The sequence below is a fragment of the uncultured Rhodoblastus sp. genome, assembly GCF_903903185.1.
Lineage (GTDB): Bacteria > Pseudomonadota > Alphaproteobacteria > Rhizobiales > Beijerinckiaceae > Rhodoblastus.
Genome location: NZ_CAIUXT010000136.1, coordinates 16,003 through 41,953, shown reverse-complemented (window position 1 = coordinate 41,953; position 25,951 = coordinate 16,003). Strand labels below are relative to the sequence as shown.

Sequence of the window (25,951 nt, the reverse complement as noted above, 5' to 3'; positions counted from 1 at the left end):
GGCGCCGCCCTGAGGGATCGCTCGGCGACAACGGCCAACGCGGCAACGATCCGCGCCGTGGCGCGCCGGGCGCACAACGGCGTGACGCGGAAAATTCCAACTCAGCTTCGCCGCGATCGGCGTCTTCTGCGGGCGTCAAATTGCAATGCAAGCCGTCCGAGGCTTTCCAAATGGCGAGAGGCCTCGCGCATGGCGCATCGATGGCGCGAGAGCGTTTGCGCGCCATCCCGGCGCCGACATTCGCCAGGCCGACCAATCCACGAACAAGCGAACGGGGGAGGCTCCGCGCTGCGTGACCGCGCCAGATCGGCCCGCGCCGCCGCATCCTCGATTCGCATAATCAATATTATGGAACCAACCGAGTTTACAAGCTGCCGCTTTTCCAGGGATGAAAACGCAGCCTGAGAATTTGCGATTTGCATTTCGGGATTCCAAACCGCGCGGCTTGGCGTTTTGCGATCCAGGGCCGTAGACTTTTTCTTAAAAAATCGTTATAAAAGAATGAGTTGCACCTTTGCGGCGGCCTGCTGTCGGGTGGCCCCTTCCTTGCGGAAGGTGGAGCCGCGACATCGTTTTTGACGGGTCGGCGAATTGCAAAGTCAGGGTGGGCGCATGCAGGTCAAGACCATTACACGCCGTCGAAGAAACGGATCAAACTGTGCGCTGTTCTACCGCCGGGTGTGAGGCCAATGGGCCTGCCGCCGCCAATGGCTTCGGGCCGCCCCGCCAGTGACGCGAACGCATCGATCGACGACGTTTCTGCGAGAACCGCGTCGCAGAGCGTGATTGGCGAACGATTGCCGCCAATACATCCCCGGGCCTGGACCGGCGACGGCAATTGGTCGCCGAGCCCCTGAAATCTCCCTTGGCATGCCTTTGCCGTCAAAACGGCTAAGGGAAAATTACGCGACCTCATCCTTGAGGCGAACTTTGGAGGCTGAAAATGCGTAAATCGCGCCGTCTGAATTTGGCCGTGGCGGCGACCCTATGGATCGTCATGTGTCCTTCGGTTCGCGCCGCCGGATTTCTGGAATCGATTTTCGGATTTATGTCCCCCAAGGAGGAAAAGTCCGCGATTGCCCATCGATCCGCTTCGCATGTGCGCCCCTCCTGCTCCCATGGGGCATGTGGGGGGCAAATCAGAAAGGTGGCGCATCACAAACCGAAGAGTAACGCCAGCCAAAAATCCGACGGTCGGCCCAAACTGTCGGAGGACGAGAAATTTTTGAGCAGCGCGAGCTTCTCTCATCGTTTCTGCGGCTGCACGGAAACGACGCAAAAAGATACACAGGAAGCGATCGATTATTTGATCGCGCACGATGAAACTTTGCGTCGCGGCGACGTCCTGGTGACGCAGTCTGGCGCGGTGGTCTTCGATCCGGACCGGGGCGAAGACGGCAGTTTCCTTGCGGCAGACGACAGACGCGTTGCAAAGTCTTTGAGGGTGCGTCTCTCCGGTTTTGCCCAGCTTGCCAATCAATACGGCGCGTCTCTTTCCGCCGGGGCCTCGCCAGGCGGAAAAAAATACGCGGGCATCGACGGCTCCGAGATCAAGACGGAAAACCCGCTCGAACAGACCATCCAGTCACCGGATGGTCGAACGATCCGATTTGTCGGGGGCTATATGCCAGAGGAAGGTCAATCTTCGACCCACCCGGAAAACACGCTTCGGGTCACGCCTTCCCGTCGGAAATGACGCCGCAACCGGGCCGGCAGCAGAAGAAATCCTGTCGATCGGTCGCGATCTCGTAAGCCGGCGCCGGCATAGGCTCTCGTGCGCCCACGACGTGCGCAGCCGCCCTGCTCTGTTTCGCGATCGGATTCCGGCGATAAAGCTTTGAACGCCATCGGTGGCGCTTTCGACCAATTGCGAACCTCGCCTGTGCAGCGCCCCAATTACCCTCGCGATCCGGGTTCGAGGCCGCGCAGGATCAGGCCTCGACCGTTTCACGCCGATTGGCCCGGCGCATCGCCGCGCCCACGCCGCCGAAACCGAGCAGCAGCAAAGCCCAGCTCGCGGGCTCCGGCACGCCGGTGGTCGGGGGTGTGTAGCCGTTGATATCGAGGATCAGCGTGTCGCCGGTGTTGAAGGTTACGCCGGCGAGGCCGACCCATAGGTTAAGACTGTTGAAATAGGCTCCGGCCCCGGTGACCGTCGAGGCCGGATCGATCGTCAGGCTGGTCAAAGTCGGCGCGCTCAGCTGGAAGTGCAAGCCGTTGAATACGTAAGGCGCCCCCGTAAAAAAATCGCTGCTGAGGAACGTCACCGAAGAACTCGAATCCAGATTGGTCAAGGTGATCTGCTGATCGGTATAGATTGCAGTCAGAAACGTAGCTCCGGTCGGGCTGCTGTTCGGAGCGATCGTGTAATATACCGTGCCGTCAAGGACGTTGCCCAGCGTGTCCTCACTATGAGTGTTCACGCCGATCGTCTGGCCGTCGAGCACCGCCGCTTCCGCGGCGGGAGCAAACAGCGACGCCCCGCCGATGGCGACGACCATTCCCATGCGGACCAGCGATGATCTCAAGTCGTTGACAAGCATGACGGTTCCCCCAAGCGAAGAGTGGCTCAATAGTTTTGCTTTGACCCCGATGCCCGCAGGAAACGCCAAATTTTTTCCTGCATCGTTGTTAATAATTAACACGGCCTCAGGGCGCCGCCAAGAGTCGGGCCGGACTTTTTCAGTTAAAGGACTCCAAAGTCTTGGACAAGCATGGGCGTGACGGCTTCGTTAAACTAACTTCCGAGCCATAGTTTCGGGCGGCGTCGAGCTTGAAACGACCCGGGCGAAATGCCAGGCTGTTCTTTCCCGGCTCGCGGCGGATCGCAGCGCAACCCCTTGGGGCTATCGATGAAACTTTATTCAATGCCGGGCACTTGCGCCCTCTCCGTGCATATTGCGCTCGAATGGATCGGCGAGCCCTATGAGCTGGTTTTGATGAAACACGGCGATAACCTTGCGCCCGATTATCTGGCGATCAATCCCGGCGGCAAGGTTCCCGCCGTGGCGCTGGACGATGGCCGCGTCTTCACCCAGGCCGCCGCGATCCTGACCTGGCTGGTCGACCGCCATCCGCAGGCCGGCATTGGCGCGCCCGTTGGCGACTCGCTCGCCCGCTTCGCGCTTTACGAAACCTTGTCCTATCTGACGAGCGAAGTTCACGTCGCTTTCGGACCGTTTTTTGCGCCGCAGCGCTTTTTCGACGACGAAAGCAGGTTCGACCGGGTGAAGCGCAAATCGCTTGAGCAGGTCGCCGCGCACATGGCGACGCTCGATGCGCGGCTGGCGGGGCGCAACACCCTGTTCGGCCATCGCTCGGTCGCCGACGCCTATCTTTATGTCCTGACCCGCTGGGTGGACAACCTCCCCGGGGGCATAAGGACTTTTGCCAATCTGGCAAGGTTCCGCGCGGCGATGGAACAGGACGCCGGCGTCGCGCGCGCGTTGGGGGGCCAAGGCATGAAGCCGCTTGGCGCCGGTTGAAGGCCATGCGGCCGTTACCGGCCCTGTTCCCATTCCATCGTCGCCGGAACGTGACCGCCGGTCGGCGGCCCGCGATCCTTGGTTCTGTATCGGTTCAGACATCAGCGCGCGCTTGGCGCTTTTTGCGTTGCGCCGCGAAGCCGAGAACGGCGAAGCCGATCATCATCATAGCCCACGTCGAAGGCTCGGGCGCCGCGGTAGGCAAGTCGAGCGCCTTGACCTGAGAGTTCCATGTCCTGCCAGGATTGGTGATATTGTCGTTGTTGGTCCACTGAAGGACATAATCGCCCGTCAGCGTGAAATCGCCAGGGGCAACGCCGGTGAACAACGCGATCGTCGTGTCGCCGTTGGCGGCGTAAACTTGGCTTCCGTGCGCCGAAAGCAACGAGTCGACATTCTGGTTCGTCACACTCGTATCGGTGAACTTCAAGTTGTCGATCGTGAAGCCGTCGCTGAGCAGGTGGCCGCTTGGCGCAACGGAACGGGCGCGAAGCTCAAAGCTGGTCGCCTGACCGAAGTAGTCCGCGGTTGCGCTCGTCCAGGTCGCGGTAGCCCCGCCCGGGTAGGCGAGCGTGTAGGTCACCGTCTGGCCGCTACGGCTCAGTGAGAAAGGCACGACCTGGCCGCCGCCGTTTGTCCAGGCGGTATATGTCGCGAACGATCCGACTACCGAGCCGCCGCCGTTCGTGCCGTTGCCGACGGGCGGATGGTTCGTCAGCGCTGAGGTCACGCCCGTCCCGTCGGGCGCCGGGAAGCCCGAAGCCGTGGTCGGCACGAAGAGCCCGTTGGAATTGTTGCCGCTGACCTGGCCGACGAAGCGCTCGGTCGGCGTGAGACCGGCGCCAAATGTCGAATTGAGAAAGTTCTCGTAATCGACATCCGTGGTCGTGCCGGACTGATAAAAACTCAACGCAACCGTCGCGTTGGCCTGCGCGGCAGCGCCACAGCCCAGCGCCAGGGTCAGCGCCAGGGCAGACAAATTTTGCGCAGATGTCTTCATTTCAATACCCCCCGATTCCGGACTCGATGAGCCGCCTCCGACAATACTCCCACGAAGCTCCAGGTCATTGATTCTGCTGTGACTGTTTTCGTAAACGTCACGGACGTTCAGAAATGCAGCTTGAAACTTTATGTAAGACTACCGAAGCTCTCGCATCGAGACTGCATAGTATAATGCTATCAGGCGTCCTGGACCTGATCAAGAGGCGCCGATACCGCGCGCCAAAAGACCCTAAACCGCTCCCGCTCACCGGGTTAGATCATCGAAAAGAATCGGCGACGGAAGCTCTGGGCGCGCTCGGCGGACCTGGTTCAAGTGCAACAGGTCACCGCTAGAGAGGGTCGCCTTTCGCTGGCGACCCCTGCTCTCACACAATCGCCCCCGGCGGCTGGCTCGTCTGGCGTTGCTCTGGACTATCGGCGTCCGGTTTCCATATCATCTCGCGCAGGCAATCTTGAGGGGGCGGCATGGCGACGATTGCGGAAAATACGCGGACCGATCTGGAGCGTGAACGGGCATTTTTTCTTGCGATGGCGGCGGGGATCGCGGCGACGGTGGTGGCCGGGTTCGGACTGCAATTTGCAATGGGCCGGTCGAGCCTGGCCTCGCCATGGTGGGTCCATCTGCACGGGGTGACCTTTGCGGGCTGGGTTGGCTTCTATCTGCTCCAGAACGCCCTCGTCTATCGGGGCGCGGTGGCCCGGCACCGCACATTGGGCTGGCTCGGGTTCGCCTGGGCAACCACGATGATTCCGGTTGCAGTCTTGGTTACGTGCTCCTCGCTGGCGTCCCACCGGGTCCCACCGTTTTTTCAGCCCAACTTTTTCCTGGCGATGGACCTGATCACGGTGTTCACTTTCTATGCCTTTACCGTTGCCGCCATCAGGCTGCGGCAGCGGACCGACTGGCATCGGCGGCTGATGCTCTCGGGGACGATTTTCCTGACGGCGCCCGCCTGGGGCCGGCTGTTGCCGATGCCGCTGCTGGGCCAGGAACTGGGCGTCTGGGCGATTCTGGCGGCGCAATTGCTGCTGTTTTTTGGCTTCGCGATCCGTCACGACCTGGCCACGAGGGGGCGCATTCATCCAGCCTGGTTCTGGGGCGTCGGCGGTTCGGTCGCGGCGGTGGCGCTGATGAAGCCGATCAGCGCCCTGCCCTTTGTCGTCGCCTGGGCGGATAAATTGACGGGCTGATTTTTTTTCGCGCGCGCGCCGGCGGCCTTATGCCGGCGAAATCAGCCGCAGCTTTGGAAAGTAGCCGGCATATCGGCGCGCATCGCGCGTCAGCAGGCTGAGGCCCGAGACGGCCGCGTGGGCGCCGATGTAGAAATCCGGAAGGGGCGAGGTCCGAACCCCGCCGCGTCGGCGATATTCCACGAACGCGCGGCCGGCGACAAATCCCGCTTCATAGGGAAGCGCCAGCCGTCGAAACGCATCGGCGCCAAGGCAGCGATCAAGTTCGCGCATCGTGGCGAATCCCGAGGCAATCTCGGCGTAGATGATCGGGTTGATCGCGATGTCGTCGCTGTCGGCGGCGTCGCTCAAGGCGCTTTCGGACCACGTCCGCCATGTCGGATTCCCGGTCAGGATGTCGATGATGACGTTGGAGTCGACCAGAATCATTGCCGCGCGGGTCAGCCTTCGTCCGCAGAAGGGCCGCGCATCAAGGCCACGACTTCATCGGTCGTCATCTTGAAGTCGCCGCCTCCGCGCAGGCCCTCGACGAGCTTTTGACCCCGGGTCCGGCGACCGCGCCCAGGCTTCGCCTTGACGAGGCGCACCCCGCCAGCCTCGATTTCGAATTCGACATCGGTCCCCGGCATGAGACCGGCGCGTTCCCTTACGTCCTGAGGGATTGTGACCTGGCCCTTGGAGGTGATCCGCATGGTGCCCGCCTTTCTTACCGATACCAGTAAGAATATCGCTTTTGCGCCCAACATTCAACGCGGGGCACGGTTCACGCGTGGAGTTCTCGATCTGGTCGAACGCAGGTCGGAGACAAAGCCGTCGGCGGCGACGAGCTTCGGCTCAGCGGTTCAACTTATTTCATTGCCGATTACGTGAGCGCCCATAAGCCACCACCAAGGCGACGGCGCGCAGGGCGGGAAAGCGGCCAACCGAGGCTCATGTCGAGTCCGATTTGCCCGAATTGCAATCCTGACAGAGTGTTCGCAGATTGCCGATATCATCTGAGCCTCCCTTCGAGACCGGATGGATGTGATCGACTTCGAGCTTTGCACCGTCATGCGCAGTTGCCCCGCACACGACGCACTTGTATTCGTCGCGCTGCAATACGTTCCATCTTATTTTTAGAGAAAGTGTGGAGCGACCACCGAATATATTTCTCTGAGGCTTTTCAGTGTCGCCCGGCATAGACTTGTAACGTTGGACGGAGCGGAACCGCCAATTCCGGATTTCATTCTCACGTAATTCAATCGCCTTAATCGACTTTCCTTCCTGCACGTAGCGCCGACACTCGCTATAGCCCTGATCGTAACCACGCCGATAAGCCTGTTCGACGGTCGAGGCTTCGGGTTCATGGCCAACTACCGCGCCGTCCTCGCGTTTATGGCAGCCTGACAGGCTATCTGGCCGAAAAAACCATCCTTCATCAAGAACATCTGAGAATCCAAATTTTCTACAGGTTATTTCCAAGAGCTTTGAAACGTTTGATCGTGAGTCACGATCAAGTTGCTCGTTGATATTACAAATTTCTTCGAACGACCTGACCAATTCATCGGGGGCGTGCAGTCTCTTCAGAAGCTGAATCTGTTTTTTCAAGACCTCACTCCCACTCGATCGTCCCAGGCGGCTTGCTCGTCACGTCGTAGACCACCCGGTTGACGCCCTTGACCTCGTTGATGATGCGGGTCGCGGCGCGGCCCAGAAAATTCATGTCATAGGGAAAGAAATCCGCCGTCATGCCGTCCACCGAGGTCACGGCGCGCAGCGCCACGACGTAATCATAGGTGCGCCCGTCCCCCATCACCCCGACCGTGCGCACCGGCAGCAGCACCGCAAAGGCCTGCCAGATCTGGTCGTAAAGCCCCGCCTTGTGAATTTCATCGAGGTAAACCGCGTCGGCCTTGCGCAATATTTCGAGCTTTTCGCGGGTGACGCCGCCCGGGCAGCGGATGGCGAGGCCGGGACCGGGGAAAGGATGGCGGGCGACAAAAGCCTCGGGCAGGCCGATTTCGCGGCCGAGCGCGCGCACTTCGTCTTTAAAGAGTTCGCGCAGCGGTTCGACCAGCTTCATGTTCATGCGTTCGGGCAGGCCGCCGACATTATGGTGGCTCTTGATCGTCACCGAAGGGCCGCCGGTGAAGGAGACGCTTTCGATCACGTCGGGATAAAGCGTGCCCTGGGCAAGAAAGGCCGGCGCGCCGCGTCCGTCGGCGGCGATTTTTTTGGCCTCCGCGTCAAAAGTCTCGATGAACAGCCGGCCGATGATCTTTCTTTTGGTTTCGGGGTCCGCCTCGCCTTCGAGCGCGCCGATGAACAGGTCCTGCGCCTGAACATGGACCAGCGGAATATTGTAATGGTCGCGAAACAGCGTCACCACCTGCTCGGCTTCGCCCTGCCGCAACATACCGTGATCGACGAAGACGCAGGTGAGGTTCTCGCCGATCGCCTCGTGGATCAAGACGGCGGCCACCGCCGAATCGACGCCGCCGGAAAGACCGCACAGCACCCGCCCCTGCCCGACCTGCTCACGAATCGCCTTGACCGCCTCGCCGCGAAAGGCCGCCATGGTCCAGTCGGATTTCAGCCCAGCGACCTTGTGGACGAAATTGGCGAGAAGTTTCGCGCCGTCCGGCGTATGCGCCACTTCGGGATGGAACTGGGTGGTGAAAATCCTGCGCCTTTCATCCGAAGCGACGGCGAAGGGCGCGTTTTCGCTGAGCGCCTTGACGGTGAAACCTTCGGGCAGCGCCGTAACGCGGTCGCCATGGCTCATCCACACCGGATAGGCGCCGCCGACGCTCCAGACGCCGTCGAACAAGGCGGAATTTGCGACGACTTCGACATTGGCGCGGCCGAATTCGGCGGCGTGGCCGCCTTCCACTGCGCCGCCGAGCTGCGCGGCGATGGTCTGCTGGCCATAGCAGATGGCGAGAATGGGCAGGCCGGACTCGAAGATTTTCTGCGGCGCGCGGGGCGAACCCGGCTCGGTGACCGAAGCCGGGCCGCCGGAAAGAATCACCGCCTTGGGCTGGATCAGGTCGAAAGCGCTTGCCGCCGATTGGTAGGGCGCGATTTCGCAATAGACGCCCGCCTCGCGCACCCGCCGCGCGATCAACTGAGTCACCTGCGAGCCGAAATCGACAATCAGGACCTTGTCGTGATGCCGGCGGATTTCTTCATGCAAATCGTTCATTTGGCCTGTCCTGTCGCAACGTTTCGATAAGGCGCCCGCAACGCCAAGGCAAGGCGAAGCCGCCGCCGCGGACGCTGGGCAGGGTTTTTCGGCGATCACGGAAATTTTTTGCAGATGGAGCCGTCTAAAGACGAAATTTTTCAGCTTTTCGGCAAAGGCCCCCGTGACAAGACTAATGGCTTCGACTAACGTGCAACCGATCCGAAGGGGGGCCGCAGCAGGAAATAATCCGGCGTGAGCTTGCTGTCCAAGTCATGGGAGGACGTTTTCGCATCGTTAGAGCGTCACGAGGCGCTGGGGAGTGACCGAATACGGCTTCTACGATGCGGGATGGGACAAAGCCTAGGTTGAGCGGAAAGACCAAAAGTCTTTCCGCTCTTTCGTTTTAAGAACCTCTTTCGTTTAAGAGCCTATTGTGTTTAAAATGCTCATTGGCGGGAAGACGAAAAGTCTTTCGGCAATGATGCATTTGAGTTAGCAAATGACCGATGTTAAAGAATTGGCCGAGAGTTCAGCGATAAGTGAATTTGAGATTGAGTTCGCGCCCGAGATGATCAAAGCGAGGTTTATTTTTATTGCGCGGTTTATTGATTCTGTTGTTTGTCCTGCCTCACCAACTGCGAGTAAGGCCGCCTTCGAGGTCTTTTTGACAATGGCGCGTCATTGTTCATTTAGTTACCGAATATCACCAAATATTTCATCATATCTTCTCTAAATGAGCTATGACCTTCACAGAATTCATGTAGATTTACACCGCTGTGGGGTCTGGCGCGCTTGCTACCTGTCCAGGTGTCAAATTTGGCCTCAAAATCGTTTTCGCGTATTCCATATATTATAGAGCAGCGGATTAAATCGTTTCGATTACCGGATATGTTTGTTATTTGCTCAGCGCACCATAAAACTTCATCATAAAACGCTGCTTTTGTTAAGTCTTTGTCGCGTTTTCTGTTTTTCAAAAAGTCAGATTTAGCTTGCAGCGCCGCCGAAAGAATTTGGCGCTGGGATAAGGTCGCTCTTAAGGGCGTTCCAAATGGGGTATCCAATCATCGGCGGTTGCCCGCATAGCCCGGCAAAATAACTTGCAAATTGGTCGTGAATTCGCCCCCATGCGCGCACGTATTTGCCTATTTCCGCGTTGAGGGAATGGCTGGATTCCTCAATTTTTTTCTGTATGGCTTCGTATTCCTCTTTTGTATGCGGGCATGGGACGACAACAGGCTTCGACATGGGAGACTCCAAGAACGAAAGGATTTCTGACAACGAAATTGAGGAGCGTATCGCTGTTGCGCTCGCCAGACTGTTGGCCATGCCGCCCGATCATAGACCCAGTCTATTCCTCCGCCGGCTCGCCGCCCCTGCCCCAGTCTTCTTTGGTCCGACGGCGAAAATCGCCGAAACTTCCCTGCGCGATCGCGGCGCGCATGCCCGCCATCAGCTCCTGATAATAGGCGAGATTGACCCAGCTCAGCAGCATCATCCCCAATATTTCCTCGCAGCGCATCAGATGGTGCAGATAGGCGCGCGAATAATCGCGCGCCGCCGGGCAGGAGGAGTGCGCGTCGAGCGGACGCACATCGTCGGCGTGGCGGGCGTTGCGCAGGTTGATTTTGCCGAAACGCGTATAGGCGAGGCCGTGGCGCCCGGCCCGCGTCGGCATGACGCAATCGAACATGTCGATGCCGCGCGCCGCCGATTCGATGAGGTCGTCGGGCGAGCCGACGCCCATCAGATAATGCGGCTTGTCGTCCGGCAGATGCGGCATCACCGTTTCGATCATCGCCAGCATGATCTCCTGCGGCTCGCCGACCGCGAGGCCGCCGACGGCGATGCCGTGAAAATCCATCTCCGCCAGCGCCTTGGCGCTTTCGATGCGCAGTCCGGGCTCGGCGCCGCCCTGCACGATGCCGAAACAGGCGTGGCCCGGCTGCGAGCCGAACGCCTTGCGCGACCTTTCCGCCCAGCGCAGCGACAGCCGCATGGCGCGCTCCGCCTCCTCATGCGAACAGGGCAATGGCACGCATTCATCGAACTGCATCTGGATGTCGGAGCCGAGCAGGCGCTGGATTTCCATCGACAATTCCGGCGTCAGCACATGGGTCGAGCCGTCGATATGGGACTGGAAGGTGACGCCGTTCTCGTCGATCTTGCGCAGCTTGGCCAGCGACATGACCTGGAAGCCGCCGCTGTCGGTGAGAATGGGCCAGGGCCAGTTCATGAACTGGTGAAGGCCGCCGAGCGAGGCGACGCGCTCCGCGCCGGGCCGCAGCATGAGATGATAGGTATTGCCGAGCACCACATCGGCGCCGAGTTCGCGGACCTGGTCCGGATACATGGCCTTGACGGTGGCGGCGGTGCCGACCGGCATGAAGGCGGGCGTCCGGATGACTCCGCGCGGCGTAAAAATTTCTCCGAGCCGGGCGGCGCCGTCGCGCGCAAGCAGGCGATATTGGAAATCCTGGATCACGGCAGCCTCAACTCGGTTTCAGGGCGGCGCGGGCGGCGTTTTCCGCCTCCGCGAGGTGAGAAAAAACGATCAGCACGAAGGCCCTTTTGTCGAGATTGAAAATCTCGAGGTCGCGCGCCTCGCGCTCCAGACTCTCCCAGGCGGTCGCGTAAGGCGCGAGGACGCGAGGCCCCTGCCCCTCGTGGCGGCGCAGCGCGGCGGCGAGCCAGCCGAACATGGCCTGAAGAAAGGCGTCATATTCGGTCTCGCGCTCGCGCCCGGTCACCCGGTCGGCAAGCCGATGGATCAGGCGCCAGTCTACCCGCGGCAGGGGCGCCAGACTGCCTTCGACGAGCGCGTCGAAATCGGCGTCGGCGCGCGACAACAGCCGCAAGGCCTCGCGGACCGACCCATCGGCCCTGGCGCAGGCGCGCAAAAGATCAGCCTCGACGACCTTTTCTTCCGCCGCTTCAAGGGCGGCGCGCGCGGCGGCGGCAAGGTCGTGCGGCGCCAGCCCCTGCATCATCAGCCGGCGGCAGCGCGAGGCGATGGTCGGCAGGATGCGGCCGGGCTGATGCGCGACGATCAGGAACAGGCAGCGCGGCGGCGGCTCCTCGATCAGTTTCAACAGCGCATTGGCGCTGCTGGCGTTGAAATCGTCGGCGCTGTCGATGAGCGCCATGCGCCAGCCGCCCTCCCCCGCCGCCTGTTCGAAGATATGGATCGCGCGGCGCACCTCGTCCACCCCGATGCGCGTCGCGTGTTTCTTGTTTTTTTCCTGCCATTCTCGCCGCAGCAGCGCAAGATCGCCAAACGACAGCGCCGAAATTTTCCGCGCCGCCGGATGGTCCGGATCGACGTCAAGCGTTTGCGCATTCTGCACGGCGGGCGCGGCCGGGTCGGGATGGGCGGCGAGAAAGCGCGCCATCCGCCAGGCCAGCGTCGCCTTGCCTATGCCCTGCGGGCCCCCAAAAATCCAGGCCTGCGGCAGCCGCCCGACGCGATAGGCGTCGAGCAATTCGGCCTCCGCCTTGCGGTGGCCGAAAAAGCCGAACGTGTCGCGCGGATGCGGCGCGGGCGCGAAGCGGTCGCTTTCGGGCGGCGCCTCAACGGCATATTTCACGCCCATTGCCGGGCTTCCGCTGAACGGCCGAGAAATTTTTCATCAACCGCCCGCCAGATTTGCGCCGCGACCTTTTCGGGGGGCATGGCGGCGGCGATCACCCGGCAGCGCTGCGGTTCGGCCTCGGCGATGGCGAGGAATCTTTCGCGCAATTGCGCATGGAAGGACAGGTCCTCGCCCTCGAAGCGATCGGCCTCGTCCGCGCCGCGCCGCCGCCTGGCCCGCTCCAGCCCCATTTCTGGCGGCAGGTCGAGAATGAAGGTCAGATCGGGGGCGAGCGCGCCGAGCGCGACCTTCTCCATCGCCTTGAGCAAGCCGGCGTCTACTCCGCCCTTCGCGCCCTGATAAGCGAGGGTCGAATCGGCGAAACGGTCGCAGAGCACGAAGGCGCCGCGCCGCAAGGCCGGACCGATGATGCGGTCGATATGGTCGATTCGGGCGGCGGAAAACAGCAGCGCCTCGCCGAGCGGACCCAATTGCCGCGCTCCGCCGGAAAGAATCACCGCGCGCAATTTTTCCGCCAGCGGCGTGCCGCCGGGTTCGCGCGTCACCACCACTTCCCGCCTCGCGTCGGGCGCCATCTGCCGCAGCCGCTCGGCAAGCAGGCGAATCTGCGTCGTCTTGCCGGCGCCCTCGCCGCCTTCGAATGTGATGAACCGAGCGTGATGCAACGATGTCCCGCCAAGATGTCCCGCCTGGAGCGTTTTTCCGATCCGATTGAACGGAAATGGGGCTCCAGCTTATTGTTTTTGCGCGTATTCTTCACGCGAACCGCTATCCGCTTCGCTGGAAAACGCTCCAGTCCACCTGTCATAACGCGAAACGCGCGCCGGTCCTAGGGCCGTGGCGAACGGGAACAAAACATCCATCGCCTGGCGATGCGCGCCCGCTTTTGACGCAATCGGGCTTTGCCTTATTTCGCCGGCGCGGGAGGATCGCAGAGGCTGACGTCGGCGCGCCCGCGGCGGAGCAACCGGTAGTCGCCGTAGCTCGCGTCGAGGTCGAAGCCCTTGTTCAGCGCCGCCTCGAAAGCGACCTTTTCCGGGGGCGATGAATCGGTCATCGCCGGAAAGACATAGCGATAATAAGCGGTCGAGTTGACGTTGCGGTCGTCAACCACCCATTGCGCCCCCGCCATGATTTCACGGCAGGTTTGATCGAATTGCGACGGCGTGTTGAATTGCGGCATGAGCAGATCGAGGCGAGCGGGATGATGCCGTCCGGTCAAATAGGGCACCATCGGGCCAAATGGATAGAAAAAGACGCTGTCTTGCTTCGGAAGCGTGTCAAGCCGTTCGATAAGCTGCAACATTCCGTTTGGCGGAATGGCGAGGACTCGCCCGGCGCGGGTGTCGCGGCTCGACGCATGCGTCACCCAGTCGATGCTGTGGAGAAGTTGCTTGAAAGGCAACACGATCGCGATAAGGACGAAGGCGCAAGCCGCAAGCGAGGTCCATCGCTGCGGCAGCAGAACCGACACCAGGGCGCAGAGCAAAGGCAGAGCGAGCACCATGCCAAAAGTGATGTGAGCGGTGTCGGGCCGCGGGAAACACCCCAGAAACCCGGCAAGGGCGAACCAACTGGCGGCGATCCAGTGGGGCCGGCGCAACAGGCCAAACCCTTCGCGGGCGATCGCGACGGCCAGCAGCACGGCGACCAACGGAAAGACGGCTACCGTGAACAGGTGCTGGATGTCCAGGAACGCGCCAAAAGGCATGCCCTGAATCTGCGAATAATTATGAAACGTCCAAACGATGACCTGATCGATCGCAGGCCCCAGGCTGCCCTGCGACCAGAGGAAGCCGACGACGGCGAAAAGCAGCGCCGCGCCGCCCGCCGCATAGATCAGCACATCCTTGACCGACCGACGCGAAAGGATCGAGAGCAACCCCGCCACGACGGCGAGCCCGCCCCTGCTCGTTGTCACCAGCGCCGCCGCGGAGGCCGCCAGACCGGCGAGAAACAGCCGCCCGGGTTTCGCCTGCGCCGTCATGATCGCCCAAAGCGTCAACATGGAAAAGCAACTGGTGAACCAGTGATGGTTGACCGAGGTCCAGAAGATGTGAAAGGCGGCGATCCACGTCAGCGCCAGCGACGCCGCTAATCCGCGATGGCCGGAGATGATGCGGCAGCAATCGTAGGCAAGCCAGGCCGTCAGGGAGATGAACAGCGCGGTCAAAATGCGCGCCGCCATCAGCGATGGACCGAACAGGGCGGTCCAGCCGGACACGATCAGAAAGCCGACCGGTGGATGGAATTCGAAAAAATCGCGGTACAAAATCTGACCGTCGCTCATGCGCATGGCCGCATGCAGCCAGACCCCCTCATCCTGCTGGATAAGAAAGACATTCATGACCACCAGACAACGCAGCAGGGCGACCAGCGCTACGAAAAGTCCGAGGAAGCGCGCCAGGAAATTCCAGGGCTGCGCCTCCGGATCGGTCGCCGCATTGAGGCCTGGAGCCCAGCCGGAATTCACCGAATCGACCGTTAGCGGATTCTTGACCACCATTGTTTCTCCCAAACTTCGGGCAAGCCAGGGCGACTTCGCCAAGGCTCAGAACAGGATTTGGCGCAAAGTCAGGTTTGATCGGAGCTGGCGATCGCCGGACTTGGGTCCCGACCCTGGCTATCGACAGTCGAGCGGGGCTCGATCCGCTCCGCCAGCCGGCGCGCGATCTTGCGTCCTTCGCGTATGGCGTAATTGGTGCCTCGATCCTCGGGATAAATCTGCGCCATGGAGCAGATGTGGAACCCGGGCGCCGGGCCGTCCTGCGATGGGATCAGCCGGCTGTAATATTTCCCGACGACCGGCTGCGACCAGCGCGCGCGCCAGATATGATGCGCCAGTATCCAGCTTCGATCGAAATCCGGGAACATTTTTTGCAGGAAAGGCAGCGCGTAATCGAGGAAACCGTCGGCGTCCATGCGGTAAAGGGCGTCGGTGTGCGGCAGATATTTCGAAAGATAGACGATATGCCTGCCGCCGTAATTGGCGGGTCCCTCGAAATTGGTATGCTCGATGACGCCGACAAAAGGAAAGCTCGGATCGTTGACATTGAGCCAATAGGTATTCGACAGCGAGCGGCTCAATTCCAGTACGAGGCAGACGTTGCCGATATAGTCGATTTTTTCGAGGCTCGCGACATAGGTGGGCTCCGCCCATTCGCGGATCATGTCGGCGACCAGCGGCAGCGCGGTTGTCGCGATCACATGCGGGGAGGTAACGACGCCCTTCGCCGTTTCGGTCCGCCAGTTCGCGCCGTCACGGCGCAGCGCCGAGACCGGGGCGCCGGTCTCGATTCGACCTCCAAGCTCGCGGATGCGTTTCGCCATGGCGTCGGCCAGCGAGACGAATCCGCCCTTGAAATAGGCCAGCCGCTCCTCGCCGGCCTTGCCACGGCTGCCGCCGCGCAATTTCAACTTGTTCCAGAACCAGACAGCCGAGACGTCGTCGGCATAGGGGCCGAACTTGCCCTTCAGCAGAGGCCGCCACACGACCTCGAAAACCTTTTCTCCGCCGAGTTCGCGCAACCATTCGCTCGCGGTCTTGCTCTCCAGCTGTTCCCAATGCGCGACCCGGCGCGCGCGTAGCGCGAGCAGACCGAGCCGAATTCGGTCGACGACGCCAAGCGCCGAAAAATTCAACAGATCCCAGGGCGTGGAAAGCCTGAAAATCCGATTGGCGTAATAGACGCCGGTATTGGTCGGGTTGATCGCCACCTGGTCGGCCACGCCCAGTTCCTCGATGACGCCCATCACGTCCAGATCGCTGGTGAACCAATGGTGATAGAAGCGATCCAGCCGGGTGCCCCCTACCTTGAAGGCCGAGGCGAGGCCGCCGATTTCGGTTTCGGCTTCGAGAACCGTGACCTTGATTCCCCGTTTGGCCAGTTCATAGGCGGCCGCGAGACCGGTGAAGCCGCCGCCGACGATTGCGACCTGCGTCGCGTGCGAGACGTCGGTCAAATCGGGGACCTGAGTCCTATCGGAAACGCTCATGTGCGACGGGCCTTCAAAGCGCCTTTCAGCGGGTGGATAAGTGCATAGAGGCCGCCGGTCACGGTTGGCGGCAGCCAAAGCAGGATATGAACCAGAACGGCAAAAGCCGCCGCGGCGTTTTCGCTGTTGCCGAGTTCGGTCATCGCCTGGACCACGAAATAGTCGAAGGTTCCGACAAAGCCGGGCGTGCTCGGGATCAAGGTCGCAAGCGTTCCGACCGGCAAGGCCAGCCAGGCGCCAAGAGGCTGGGCGACGGCGGGCAAGGCTTTCGCGGCGCAAAGGAACACCAGCCCTTCGAACAGCCACGTCAGCACGGACAGCAAGACCAGCCTCGCCATGGTCCGACGGCTGCCGACATGTTCCAGCGTGACCACGACCTTGTGCAATTCCAGCGCGAGTCTTGCGCCAAGTCCGGGCGCGAAACGCCGGACCAGTCTGACGCCCGAAGCCGCCACGCGCTCGAAGTTTTCCGGAAACAGCAGCAGCGCGAGCAGGGTCGCCGCGCCGAGAACCGGAACGAGGCTGGCGTATCTCAACTTTTCGGTCGTTGCGCCGCCCAGGGCCACCAGCGCGATGGTGAAGAAAATCAAGATCACCACCAGATCGAGCAGGCGCTCCACAACGAGCGTGGTCAGGGCGACGCTGGTCGATATGCCAAGCCTGCGGTTGAAGGCGAAGGCGCGCACCACGTCGCCGGCTCGAAAGGGAAGGACATTATTGGCGGCGACGCTGGCGAACATCGGCCCCGCGCAATCGACCCAGGCGAGCGCGGGATTGTCGTTCATCAGCATCTCCCGCCAGCGCTCGATCCGGCAGGAATAGCCCAGGAAGAAGACGACGACGCCGGCCAGCACCCACGAAGGGCTCGCGCCCCGGATCGCCGCCCAGACGCTTGCCGGGTCGATCTGCCGAAAGACCAGCCAGCCGAAAAAAACCGCGAGCGCGCACCCCACCAGCAGCTGAATTGAGTGCTTCAGACTCATCGCCGGTTCACTTTCGGGGTGCGGAAACCGACCTGGCTCGCCATGCCGCGCAAAATACGGTCGCTTTCAGGCATGGTATTGTCTTCCGTTGCTGCGATAGAACATAGTTGAGTGATGGTTTCGACGATGACATGCCCGTTATCGTATGGAATGTCCATCTAAATGGAGGGACGTACGGAGGAAGTCATTATTGTCACCGCGATTTGAATTTTGCCGATTGCGAAGATAGCAACACCCGCAAGTCCATGAAGCCGCCTCGGCACGACGGATTAACCGAAATTTTACCACGCGTTTCATACGTCAGCACCGATCAAGCTTATTACACCAGAAATGGTTTGAGGTCCACTTCGCATCGAATTGACACTCTGCCAAGGGCAATTTGCATGCTGAACCTTCGGCGCATCTCTCGACGCGCGGGCGGGACCGGTTCGTGACCGCCTCCGCCGGGCGCTCCCGATCCGATGGCGACGAATCCCGGTCTCGATATCCTTAATTGTTCGCGCTTTCGAGACGAGACAATGCCTCCGCTTCGCCGGAAGGCGCCAGCAAATTGTTTTAAAGGCTTTTTTCTGTCTGCGAAGACCCCCGTTTCAGGGGAACGGGCGCACGCGCGTCGCTTCTTCCGAAAATGACAAAAAGTTCATGTTGCGGAAACGGAATCGTAAAAATCAGGTTGCTAGTATGACACTCGAAACAAGCGGCGTGATAAACCCCCGTCACGAAATCGGGCTGCTGCGATCGGAGTCTTGAAAAAGAACCATCGCAAATGTCGAGTACCGCTATTTCATTTGCGCGCCGGGCAGCCGAAAGGCTTTCGCCCGGCGCAAAAATGTTGGGCTCCTAAAATATTGCCCTCCCTGCGGAGGCCGTTTTTTTGAGACTTTGCCGCCAGACTGCGAAAGCGTCATGGCGAAGCCGGATTGGCGTCCTTTTTCTGCACGGCCTGAACGGCGCTGGCCATGCCCTTGTGAAAAAGCTGCAACCCGAGTTCCAGCGCCGCATCCCTGGCGCGCTGGGTTAGCGGTCCCAGTTCGACCGCTCCGGCGGTCTTGAGCGGCGCGTCGAGCGCCAGCGACGCGCCGCGATAGATCTTGAGCCGCGCGACGGTCTGTCCGGCCGGGACCGGCGCGATCAGCGGACCGGTATAGACGATCTTGCCGGAGAGCTTTTCAGCCGAGCCGCGCGGCGTCAGCACCCGCAATTCGCTGTCGGAAACCAGCGCAACCTCGGCCAGCGCGCCCCCAAAGACCTTGGCCGTCCCGACCGTCTCATTGGCGTCATAGAGCTTTTTGGCGTCGAAACCGCGGAAACCCCAGTTGAAGATGCGGCGCGCCTCCTCGGCGCGGTCCTTGGCGGTCCTGGCGTCGAGAATCACCACGATCAGCCTCTGGCCGGCGTTCACCGCCGAGCCGACCAGATTGTAACAGCAGTCCGGCAGGTTGCCGACCTTGAGCCCGTCGCCGGCGACATCGACGAACAGGATCGGATTGCGGTTGAGCTGGCGGATCTTGCTCCAGGTGAATTCCTTCTCGCCGAAGTAATGATAATATTCTGGATAGGTCTTGATCAGATGTGCGGCGAGAGTCGCCATGTCGCGCGCGCTCACCACTTGCGCCGGGTCGGGCGAGCCCCAGGCGTCGGTGAAATGCGATTTGCCGAGGCCGATTTCCAAAGCCCGGACATTCATCATCGCGGCGAAATTTTCCTCCGAGCCGCCGAGACCTTCGGCCAGCGCAATGGCCGCGTCATTGCCCGACTGGACGATCAGCCCGCGCAACAGATCCTCGACCCGGATCTTGGTATTGACCCGGGCGAACATCGAGGAGCCGCTCGAACCGGCCTTCCAGGCGCGTTCGGAAATATAGAACGGCGTATCGAGCGTGATCGCGCCTTTCCTGAGGTCGCGAAACACCAGTTCCGCCGTCATCAATTTGGCGACAGAGGCCGGCGCGACCGGATCGTCGGCGGCCTTTTCGAGCAGAATGGTCTGGCTGTCCAGATCCATCGCCAAGACATGCGGCGCCGTGGTCGTAAAGTTTTGCGCCATGGCGGCGCCGGCCTGCGGCAGCAGGATCGCGGCGAGACCGAGGCGGAGCAGAAAGGGCGCGTAAACCAATTGCGGGCGAACTCCGTTGTCGTTGCGGGCGGCGCTGGAGCATATTCCCGAAAATGGCGAACTTTTGTTCCGCCAACAATATCCGGCTGAACAAACGGCCGAAGCCGCCTAGCGGCGGGCGATGGCGATCTGCGCGTCGGCGCCGGGAATCGTGCCGAGATCGAACGGCCTTTGCGGCGGCAGCGGCGGATTTTTCGGCAGCGGCGCGGCGGCTTCGCTCATTTCGGCCAGCGCCTGCCGTTCCGACGCCGCCTCGGACTCAGGCCTTTCGCCGGGCCGCGAAGGCGGCATGGGCGCGGCTTGCTGCTCGCCGCGCTGGTCGCCCCTCGCGTGGCCCACGCTCTCGGGCTGTTCCAGCGCCGCAAGTTCGGTCGCCCGATCGACGCGCGATGGCGGCGCGGAGCGCGGCAGGTCGCGCTGTTCGGCAATGCGGGTCGAGGAAAAGGCGAAATCGTCGAGTTGCGCCGGCTGGCCGTCGACCCGCAGGGTCGCCAGCAATTTGCGGTCGTCGGAGCCCGATATGGCGGCGCGGCCGACATATTCGACCTTCACTTTGGCGGTGCCGATATGCTTGTATTCGAGCGCTTCCGCGGCCTTGGCCGAAAGGTCCATCACCCGGCCGCCGTGATAGGGGCCGCGATCATTGACGCGCACGATGATCGAGTGATTGTTGCGCAGATTGGTGACCCGCGCATAGCTCGGCAAAGGCATGGTGGGATGGGCCGCCGAAACCGCGTACTTGTCGTAGATCTCGCCATTGGCGGTGCGCCGTCCGTGAAAGGCGTCGCCATACCAGGAGGCGAGGCCGACGGCGGCGAATTTGCGCTCGCTCGGCACATAGGTCTTTCCCGCCACCGTATAGGGATGGCCGACGAGATATTGCCCGCCGCCCTTGGGCACGTCCTCGCCCTCGGCGACGACGCGGGCGCTGGCGGGGCCATAAATGCTCGACGGAAAATATTCCTTCGAATGGCGGGCCTGCTGGTGGCCGACCGGCGCTTGCGCGCAACCGCCAAGCGCGGCGGCGCCGAACAGCCCGAGCAGGCCGAAAGCGGGCTTTCGCCAAAATGTTGGGAATGAAGGACTCATGCTGCGCACGCGCCCCGGAAAGGTTTCTGAAAAGTCGAAATTGCGGCGAACAGGCTCATCGGCTGACACATTGCGCCCTCGAAGTGACCAATTGATTGAGGCAAATGGTAAACTCCCCGTTTCGGCCTTTTATCCTGTTAATCCCCTCGCCCAGCCTTGACGCGCAGCGGGCCGGTGAGGCAGCTAGGCCTCGATATTGAGGCAGAAATGCGACGCGTGGCCGCATTGTGGCGCGAAGCGGCATGTTTTCGTGGCGGCTGTGACGTTAAAGCATCACATTCTAGGCGAAGTCGATTGCGCGTTTTTGGCCCGATGTTTTTCGCAACGTGCAAATTTTGGTTTTTTGAACGGAACACGGTGCGATTCCGTCCAGTCGGATTTCGCCCGGTCTCACTTCTGCTGGCGCCAGCCGCCCTCTTCGGTTTCCGCCCAATAGGACAATTTGACGTCGCGGGCGCGCAAGGTTTTCCATTGCGCGCGGGCTTGTTCGAGAATTTCGTCGTCGCGCCCGTCGAACAGCAGGATCAGCCTTTCGTAACCGGCCTCGGCGAAGGGTTCGGCTTCGACGCCTTCGACGAGAAAGCGGACTTGCGCGCCATTGGGATTATCCGCGCCAAGGGTCAGCCAGACGGCCTGCAGCGGGGCGTCGCCCTCGGCGGCCGATCCGTGCGGCAGAAAGCTCTCCTCCGCATAGGTCCACAACAGATCGTCGATGGCGGCCAGACGCTCCGGCGTCTTCGCCTGAACGACGGCCCGCCAGCCGCGTTGCAGCGTCCGCTCGATCAGATTCGGCAGAACCTGTTCGAGCCTGCGCCGCTGCAATTGATAAAACCAGATTTCGGGCATGGGACTGAAAAAGTCCGCTTCCTATGGCCCATGGTTCGAGACGCCGCTTTCAGCGGCTCCTCACCATGAGGCGGAATCTATAAAAGCAGCCCTCACGCGCAGACTGCCAGGCAGCCGTCTCGAAGCACGAGGGCGGTCTGCGTGTTTCTCCGCAGCCCTGCAAGAACTATTTTTCATAATTATCCTTTACCAGCCGATCCAGCAGGCGCACGCCAAAGCCCGAGCCCCAGCTCTGGTTGAGGTCGCCGGTCGGCGAGCCCATGCCGGTTCCGGCGATGTCGAGATGCGCCCAGGGCGTGTCGTTGACGAAGCGCTGCAAGAATTGCGCGGCGGTGATCGATCCGGCATGGCGGCCGCCGGTGTTCTTCATGTCGGCGAATTTGGAATCGACGAGCTTGTCATAGGTCGGCCCCATCGGCAGGCGCCAGAGTTTCTCGCCGGTCGCCGTCCCGGCCTTGATCAGGTTCTCGGCCAATTCGTCGTTATTGCTGAACAGGCCGGCATATTCCTGCCCCAGCGCCACCAGGATCGCGCCGGTCAGGGTGGCGAGATCGACCATGAATTTCGGCTTGAAGGCGTTTTGGACGTGCCACAGCACGTCGGCCAGCACCAGCCGCCCTTCGGCGTCGGTATTGATGATCTCGATGGTCTGGCCGGACATCGAGGCGACAATGTCGCCCGGCCTTTGCGCCTTGCCGCCCGGCATGTTTTCGACGAGGCCGATGGCCCCGATCACATTGGCCGCCGCCTTGCGCGACGCCAGCGCGTGCATGAGGCCGACGACGCAGGCGGCGCCCGCCATGTCGCCCTTCATGTCCTCCATGCCGGCGCCCGGCTTGATCGATATCCCGCCGGAATCGAAACACACGCCCTTGCCGATGAAGGCCAGGGGCGGCTCGCCCTCGGGCCCGCCGTTCCAGCGCATCAGGACGACGCGGCTCGACCGCGCCGAACCCTGCCCGACGCCGAGCAGCGCGCGCATTCCGAGCGCCTCCAGCGCCGGCACATCGAGAATCTCGACGCCGACGCCAAGTTTCGCCAGTTCGCCGGCTTTTTCGGCGAAGGATTCGGGATAGAGCAGGTTCGGCGGCAGGTTGACCAGGGTGCGCGCGAGATCGACGCCCTCGGCGAGGCCCTCGATCCTGGCCGCCGCCGCTTCGAGAACGCCGGGCGAGGCCGGATCGGCGCCGGCGAGCCGGATGGAAAGCGGACCGGAGGAGTCGGCCTCGTCCTTCTGACTCTTCTTGGTCTTGAACTGGTCGAATTTATAGGCGCGCAGCCGCAATCCCAGCGCGAAATCCGCCGCCGCCGCCGAAAAATCCTCCGGCGGCGCGGCGAAATCGAACAGGATCGCCGCCTTCCTCGCCTTGCCGAGCTGGGCTGCGGCAAGGCCGCCGAGCCGCAGATAATCGACGCTGGCGGCGTCCTTTTCGGCCTTTTCGGCCTTGTCGGCGTTTTCCGCCTTTTCCGCCTTGTCCGGCGCGGTCCCGAGCACCAGCAACCGGGGCGCTTTGATCCCGGCGGGCGCGAGAATATCGAGGGCGGAGCCGATCTTGCCCTTGAAGCCCGCGACTTCGGCGGCGCGGGCAATCAGCGCGGCGGCTTCGCCGAGCGCATGGCTGGTCGCCTCGCCCAGACCGAGCCCGGCGCCCGCAAAGACGATCAGGACCTCGCCGCCCTGATCGGCCGGAGGCGACAGCGCCTCGGCAAAACGGACGACGCCAATGGAAACGGACCCGGACATGCCAAACCTCATGCGTGTCGACGCCCGGCCTGCGCGCGGGAGGCGCGCGACGACTGGCGGAAGCCGATAAAATTCTCCCGCCGGCGGAACGCGGCGGGAGACAATGGCGACACTATGCGCTCGCCCGGCGAAAAGGGTCAATGTTTACGTCCCGAACCTCTGCTTAGCTTGCACAAAAATTGTTGTTTTGCGCGCTGTCGCGCGGACATTGAAATGCCGCCATTTCCGGCCAGACACGATACCCAAACGACACAGGCTTGAAATATCTTCGGCGGGAGCTTTTCAGGCGAGGTTTATGCGCTAGAAAGATCAAGGTCGGTCGGCGCTGGCCTCAACCGATGCGTCAGGTGAGGTTTATGGCATAAAATATTGATTTATATAGCTTATAGCGTATCCCGCCGGCCTTGGCCGCGAAACCCGAGGAAGAATGACCCTCTTTGAGCGCTATATTTTCAGGATCGCGGCCTCGGCCTTCCTCGCCGCACTTGGCATCCTGACGGCGGTGATCTGGCTGACCCAGGCGATGAAGGATTTCGATCTGATGACCACCAAGGGCCAGTCGCTGATCGTGTTCTTTCACATCACCAGCCTGATCGTGCCGTCGCTGGTCATGGTGATCGCGCCGATCGCGCTGTTCATCGCCACCCTGTTCTCGCTCAACAAGCTCAATGGCGACAGCGAACTGGTGGTTTCGGCCGCCGCCGGCCTGTCGCCATTTCAATTGTTCCGGCCCTATGCCGCGCTGATCGTCGCGGCGGCGATTTTTTCCGGCCTGATGTCGCTCTGGGCCATGCCCTGGAGCTTTCGCATCATGCGCGACGCGTTGAGCGAGGTGCAGTCGGACTTTCTGACCCGAATCGTCCGTCCGGGAGCGTTCAACATGCTCGAACCAGGCCTGACGTTCCATTACCGCGACCGCGGGCCGGGCGGCGCCCTGCTCGGCATTTTCATGCTCGACCGGCGCGAAGCGGGCCAGAACAATGTCTATCTCGCCGAAACCGGCATTGCCGCCAAGGCCGGCGACCAGAATTATCTGGTGCTGGAGACCGGCACGATCCAGCGCCAGGACAAGGACGCCAAGACCCCGGCGATGATCGTGTTCGATTCCTATGCGCTCGATCTGAGCCATTTCGGCGCGCGCGCCGACGGAACGCCGTTGCGCCCGCGCGAGAGATCGACGCCGGCGCTGCTCGTCTTCGACCCCGCCGACGCCTATGTGAAGGCAAATGAGGGGCGATTCCGCGCCGAACTGCATGAGCGGTTCATCGCGCCACTCTATGCGCTTGCCATGGGCATGATCGCTTTCGCGGCGCTGGGCGCGCCACGCACCACCCGGCAGAATCGCGGCGCGGCCATGGCCGCCGCCGTCGGCTGCGCGCTGGCGCTGCGGGTCGGCGGTTTCGGCGCTTCCGCCCTGATGGCGCGCGAGGCCGCCGCCGTTCCGCTCGCCTATTTCCTGCCGCTGTTCGGCTGCGCGCTCGCCGCGCTTTACGCCTTCCGCTTCGCCTTCGAAAATCCGTTCCGCCGGGTCCGGGCAGGACTTGCGGAGGCCTGAGGGAGCCTGACATCGTGACCGGCGCAACATCGTGATTGAAAGGGCCCCATGACAGGGAGGACGAGATGATCGGCAAAACTCTTGGCCTCTACATCGGGTCGCGCTTCGTCAAAAGCGTCGCGGTGGTGTTTTTCACGATATTCGGTCTGATCTACATGGTCGATTTCGTCGAAATGCTGCGCCGCGCCGGCGATAATCCCCATGCCAGCGCCGGTCTGGTGGCGGCGCTGTCGTTTTTGCGTACGCCGGCGGTCTCCGAACAGGTGCTGCCCTTCGCCGTGCTGTTCGGGGCGATGGCCGCCTTCATCAATCTGACCCGCAAGCTGGAGTTGGTGGTGGCGCGCGCCGCCGGCGTCTCGGTCTGGCAGTTCCTGACCCCGCCCCTGCTCGGCGCCCTCGCCATCGGCGTGCTGGCGATCGGAATCTACAATCCGGTTTCGGCGTTGATGCGCCAGCGCGCCGACGCGATCGAGACCAATCTTTTCAAATCGAAGCTTTTTTTGAACGATTCGAGCCTGTGGATCCGGCAGAAAAGCCGGGACGGCCAGTCGATTCTGCGCGCCGAGACGTCGGCCGAACAGGGTCTTTCGCTTGGCGCGGTATCGGCCTATGTGTTTGACAACAAAGGAAAGTTCATTGAACGGGTGGACGCCGACAACGCCCGGTTGGTTGGGCCGGAATGGCGCCTGAGCCATGCAACCGTCACTTCGCCGGGGCTCGATCCGCGGTTGACGGAAATTTACCTTCTTGCGACTAATCTGTCGCCAAGTCAGGTCGTTCAGAGTTTCGTCTCGCCCGAATCCGTGCCTTTCTGGTCCCTGCCGCGCGTGGTGCGGGACACGGAAGGCGCCGGGCTTGACGCCGTGGGGTATCGTTTGCGTTTTCAGTCGCTTCTCGCTCTGCCTCTGCTGCTCGCGGCCATGGTCCTCATTGCCGCGTCGTTCTCGTTGAAGCTTTCGCGCATGGGCGGCGTGGGCGTTCTGGTCATGGGTGGCGTCGGCGCCGGCTTTGTGCTTTATGTCGCAACAAAACTGGTGTCCGATCTTGGCGGCGCGGGGGTATTGAGCGCGCCCGTCGCCGCATGGTCGCCGGCCATTGTCGCAAACATGTTGGGCGCATTGGCGCTTTTGAACCGCGAGGACGGCTGATGGCGCATGGATCGCATCGCCGCAAACAGGTCCGCGCGGC

General features: G+C 61.8%; 22 protein-coding genes. 5 read left to right on the top strand and 17 right to left on the bottom strand.

From position 1 onward, the window contains the following. The first annotated feature begins 943 nt into the window (after positions 1-943). Positions 944-1,696, top strand: a complete 753-nt coding sequence (locus tag QZY01_RS12545; RefSeq protein ID WP_294537608.1) for a hypothetical protein — start codon at positions 944-946, stop codon at positions 1,694-1,696. A gap of 235 nt (positions 1,697-1,931) precedes the next feature. Here QZY01_RS12545 and QZY01_RS12540 read toward each other — a convergent pair whose 3' ends face one another. Further along, a complete protein-coding gene (locus QZY01_RS12540; RefSeq protein WP_294537606.1) occupies positions 1,932-2,543 on the bottom strand; it encodes a PEPxxWA-CTERM sorting domain-containing protein in 612 nt (203 codons plus the stop codon). A 309-nt stretch (positions 2,544-2,852) separates the two neighbouring features. Here QZY01_RS12540 and QZY01_RS12535 point away from each other — a divergent pair, with 309 nt between their 5' ends. Beyond that, positions 2,853-3,485 (top strand): glutathione S-transferase N-terminal domain-containing protein, encoded by a 633-nt coding sequence (locus QZY01_RS12535; protein ID WP_294537605.1) that lies wholly within the window; start codon positions 2,853-2,855, stop codon positions 3,483-3,485. Between the two features lie 94 nt (positions 3,486-3,579). On the opposite strand, the gene QZY01_RS12530 is transcribed toward QZY01_RS12535, so the two are convergent. Next, positions 3,580-4,485 (bottom strand): PEPxxWA-CTERM sorting domain-containing protein, encoded by a 906-nt coding sequence (locus QZY01_RS12530; protein WP_294537604.1) that lies wholly within the window; start codon positions 4,483-4,485, stop codon positions 3,580-3,582. A gap of 467 nt (positions 4,486-4,952) precedes the next feature. Between QZY01_RS12530 and QZY01_RS12525 the strand changes: the two genes are divergently transcribed. After that, complete coding sequence (locus tag QZY01_RS12525; protein WP_294537603.1) at positions 4,953-5,678, top strand: hypothetical protein; 726 nt, start codon at positions 4,953-4,955, stop codon at positions 5,676-5,678. Between the two features lie 27 nt (positions 5,679-5,705). On the opposite strand, the gene QZY01_RS12520 is transcribed toward QZY01_RS12525, so the two are convergent. The 15 genes from QZY01_RS12520 to QZY01_RS12450 all read right to left on the bottom strand — a co-directional run bounded on the left by QZY01_RS12520 (position 5,706) and on the right by QZY01_RS12450 (position 23,208). Further along, the gene (locus QZY01_RS12520; protein ID WP_294537602.1) at positions 5,706-6,107 is read right to left on the bottom strand and encodes a type II toxin-antitoxin system VapC family toxin; all 402 of its coding nucleotides are present in this window, start codon (positions 6,105-6,107) and stop codon (positions 5,706-5,708) included. Between the two features lie 11 nt (positions 6,108-6,118). Further along, entirely contained in the window at positions 6,119-6,370 is a 252-nt protein-coding gene (locus QZY01_RS12515) for an AbrB/MazE/SpoVT family DNA-binding domain-containing protein (protein WP_294537600.1), read from the bottom strand. A gap of 238 nt (positions 6,371-6,608) precedes the next feature. Further along, positions 6,609-7,265, bottom strand: coding sequence for an HNH endonuclease (locus QZY01_RS12510; RefSeq protein WP_294537598.1), 657 nt, complete (start codon positions 7,263-7,265; stop codon positions 6,609-6,611). A 4-nt stretch (positions 7,266-7,269) separates the two neighbouring features. Further along, on the bottom strand, positions 7,270-8,862 hold the full coding sequence (gene guaA / locus QZY01_RS12505) for a glutamine-hydrolyzing GMP synthase (protein WP_294537597.1): 1,593 nt from the start codon (positions 8,860-8,862) through the stop codon (positions 7,270-7,272). 966 nt (positions 8,863-9,828) lie between these two features. After that, positions 9,829-10,089: a hypothetical protein gene (locus QZY01_RS12500; protein WP_294537596.1), complete on the bottom strand. Its 261-nt coding sequence runs from the start codon at positions 10,087-10,089 to the stop codon at positions 9,829-9,831. Between the two features lie 103 nt (positions 10,090-10,192). Then, positions 10,193-11,326 (bottom strand): tRNA guanosine(34) transglycosylase Tgt, encoded by a 1,134-nt coding sequence (tgt, locus tag QZY01_RS12495; RefSeq protein WP_294537594.1) that lies wholly within the window; start codon positions 11,324-11,326, stop codon positions 10,193-10,195. Between the two features lie 7 nt (positions 11,327-11,333). Beyond that, on the bottom strand, positions 11,334-12,434 hold the full coding sequence (locus QZY01_RS12490) for a DNA polymerase III subunit delta' (protein WP_294537592.1): 1,101 nt from the start codon (positions 12,432-12,434) through the stop codon (positions 11,334-11,336). Then, a complete protein-coding gene (gene tmk / locus QZY01_RS12485) occupies positions 12,425-13,099 on the bottom strand; it encodes a dTMP kinase (RefSeq protein WP_294537591.1) in 675 nt (224 codons plus the stop codon). The genes QZY01_RS12490 and tmk overlap by 10 nt, the downstream gene beginning before the upstream one ends. Positions 13,100-13,341: 242 nt before the next feature. Next, a complete protein-coding gene (locus QZY01_RS12480; protein WP_294537589.1) occupies positions 13,342-14,940 on the bottom strand; it encodes a glycosyltransferase family 39 protein in 1,599 nt (532 codons plus the stop codon). 68 nt (positions 14,941-15,008) lie between these two features. Then, on the bottom strand, positions 15,009-16,430 hold the full coding sequence (locus QZY01_RS12475) for an NAD(P)/FAD-dependent oxidoreductase (RefSeq protein WP_294537588.1): 1,422 nt from the start codon (positions 16,428-16,430) through the stop codon (positions 15,009-15,011). Beyond that, complete coding sequence (locus QZY01_RS12470; protein ID WP_294537587.1) at positions 16,427-17,413, bottom strand: lysylphosphatidylglycerol synthase transmembrane domain-containing protein; 987 nt, start codon at positions 17,411-17,413, stop codon at positions 16,427-16,429. The genes QZY01_RS12475 and QZY01_RS12470 overlap by 4 nt, the downstream gene beginning before the upstream one ends. Positions 17,414-18,317: 904 nt before the next feature. Continuing rightward, positions 18,318-19,529: a D-alanyl-D-alanine carboxypeptidase family protein gene (locus tag QZY01_RS12465; RefSeq protein WP_294537586.1), complete on the bottom strand. Its 1,212-nt coding sequence runs from the start codon at positions 19,527-19,529 to the stop codon at positions 18,318-18,320. Positions 19,530-19,637: 108 nt separating this feature from the next. Continuing rightward, entirely contained in the window at positions 19,638-20,618 is a 981-nt protein-coding gene (locus tag QZY01_RS12460) for a septal ring lytic transglycosylase RlpA family protein (protein ID WP_294537585.1), read from the bottom strand. 390 nt (positions 20,619-21,008) lie between these two features. Beyond that, complete coding sequence (locus QZY01_RS12455) at positions 21,009-21,464, bottom strand: DNA polymerase III subunit chi (RefSeq protein WP_294537583.1); 456 nt, start codon at positions 21,462-21,464, stop codon at positions 21,009-21,011. A 166-nt stretch (positions 21,465-21,630) separates the two neighbouring features. Further along, entirely contained in the window at positions 21,631-23,208 is a 1,578-nt protein-coding gene (locus QZY01_RS12450; protein WP_294537582.1) for a leucyl aminopeptidase, read from the bottom strand. A gap of 427 nt (positions 23,209-23,635) precedes the next feature. Here QZY01_RS12450 and lptF point away from each other — a divergent pair, with 427 nt between their 5' ends. After that, positions 23,636-24,763 (top strand): LPS export ABC transporter permease LptF, encoded by a 1,128-nt coding sequence (gene lptF / locus QZY01_RS12445; protein WP_294537581.1) that lies wholly within the window; start codon positions 23,636-23,638, stop codon positions 24,761-24,763. 65 nt (positions 24,764-24,828) lie between these two features. Beyond that, the gene (gene lptG / locus QZY01_RS12440) at positions 24,829-25,911 is read left to right on the top strand and encodes an LPS export ABC transporter permease LptG (protein WP_294537580.1); all 1,083 of its coding nucleotides are present in this window, start codon (positions 24,829-24,831) and stop codon (positions 25,909-25,911) included. Positions 25,912-25,951: the final 40 nt, after the last annotated feature.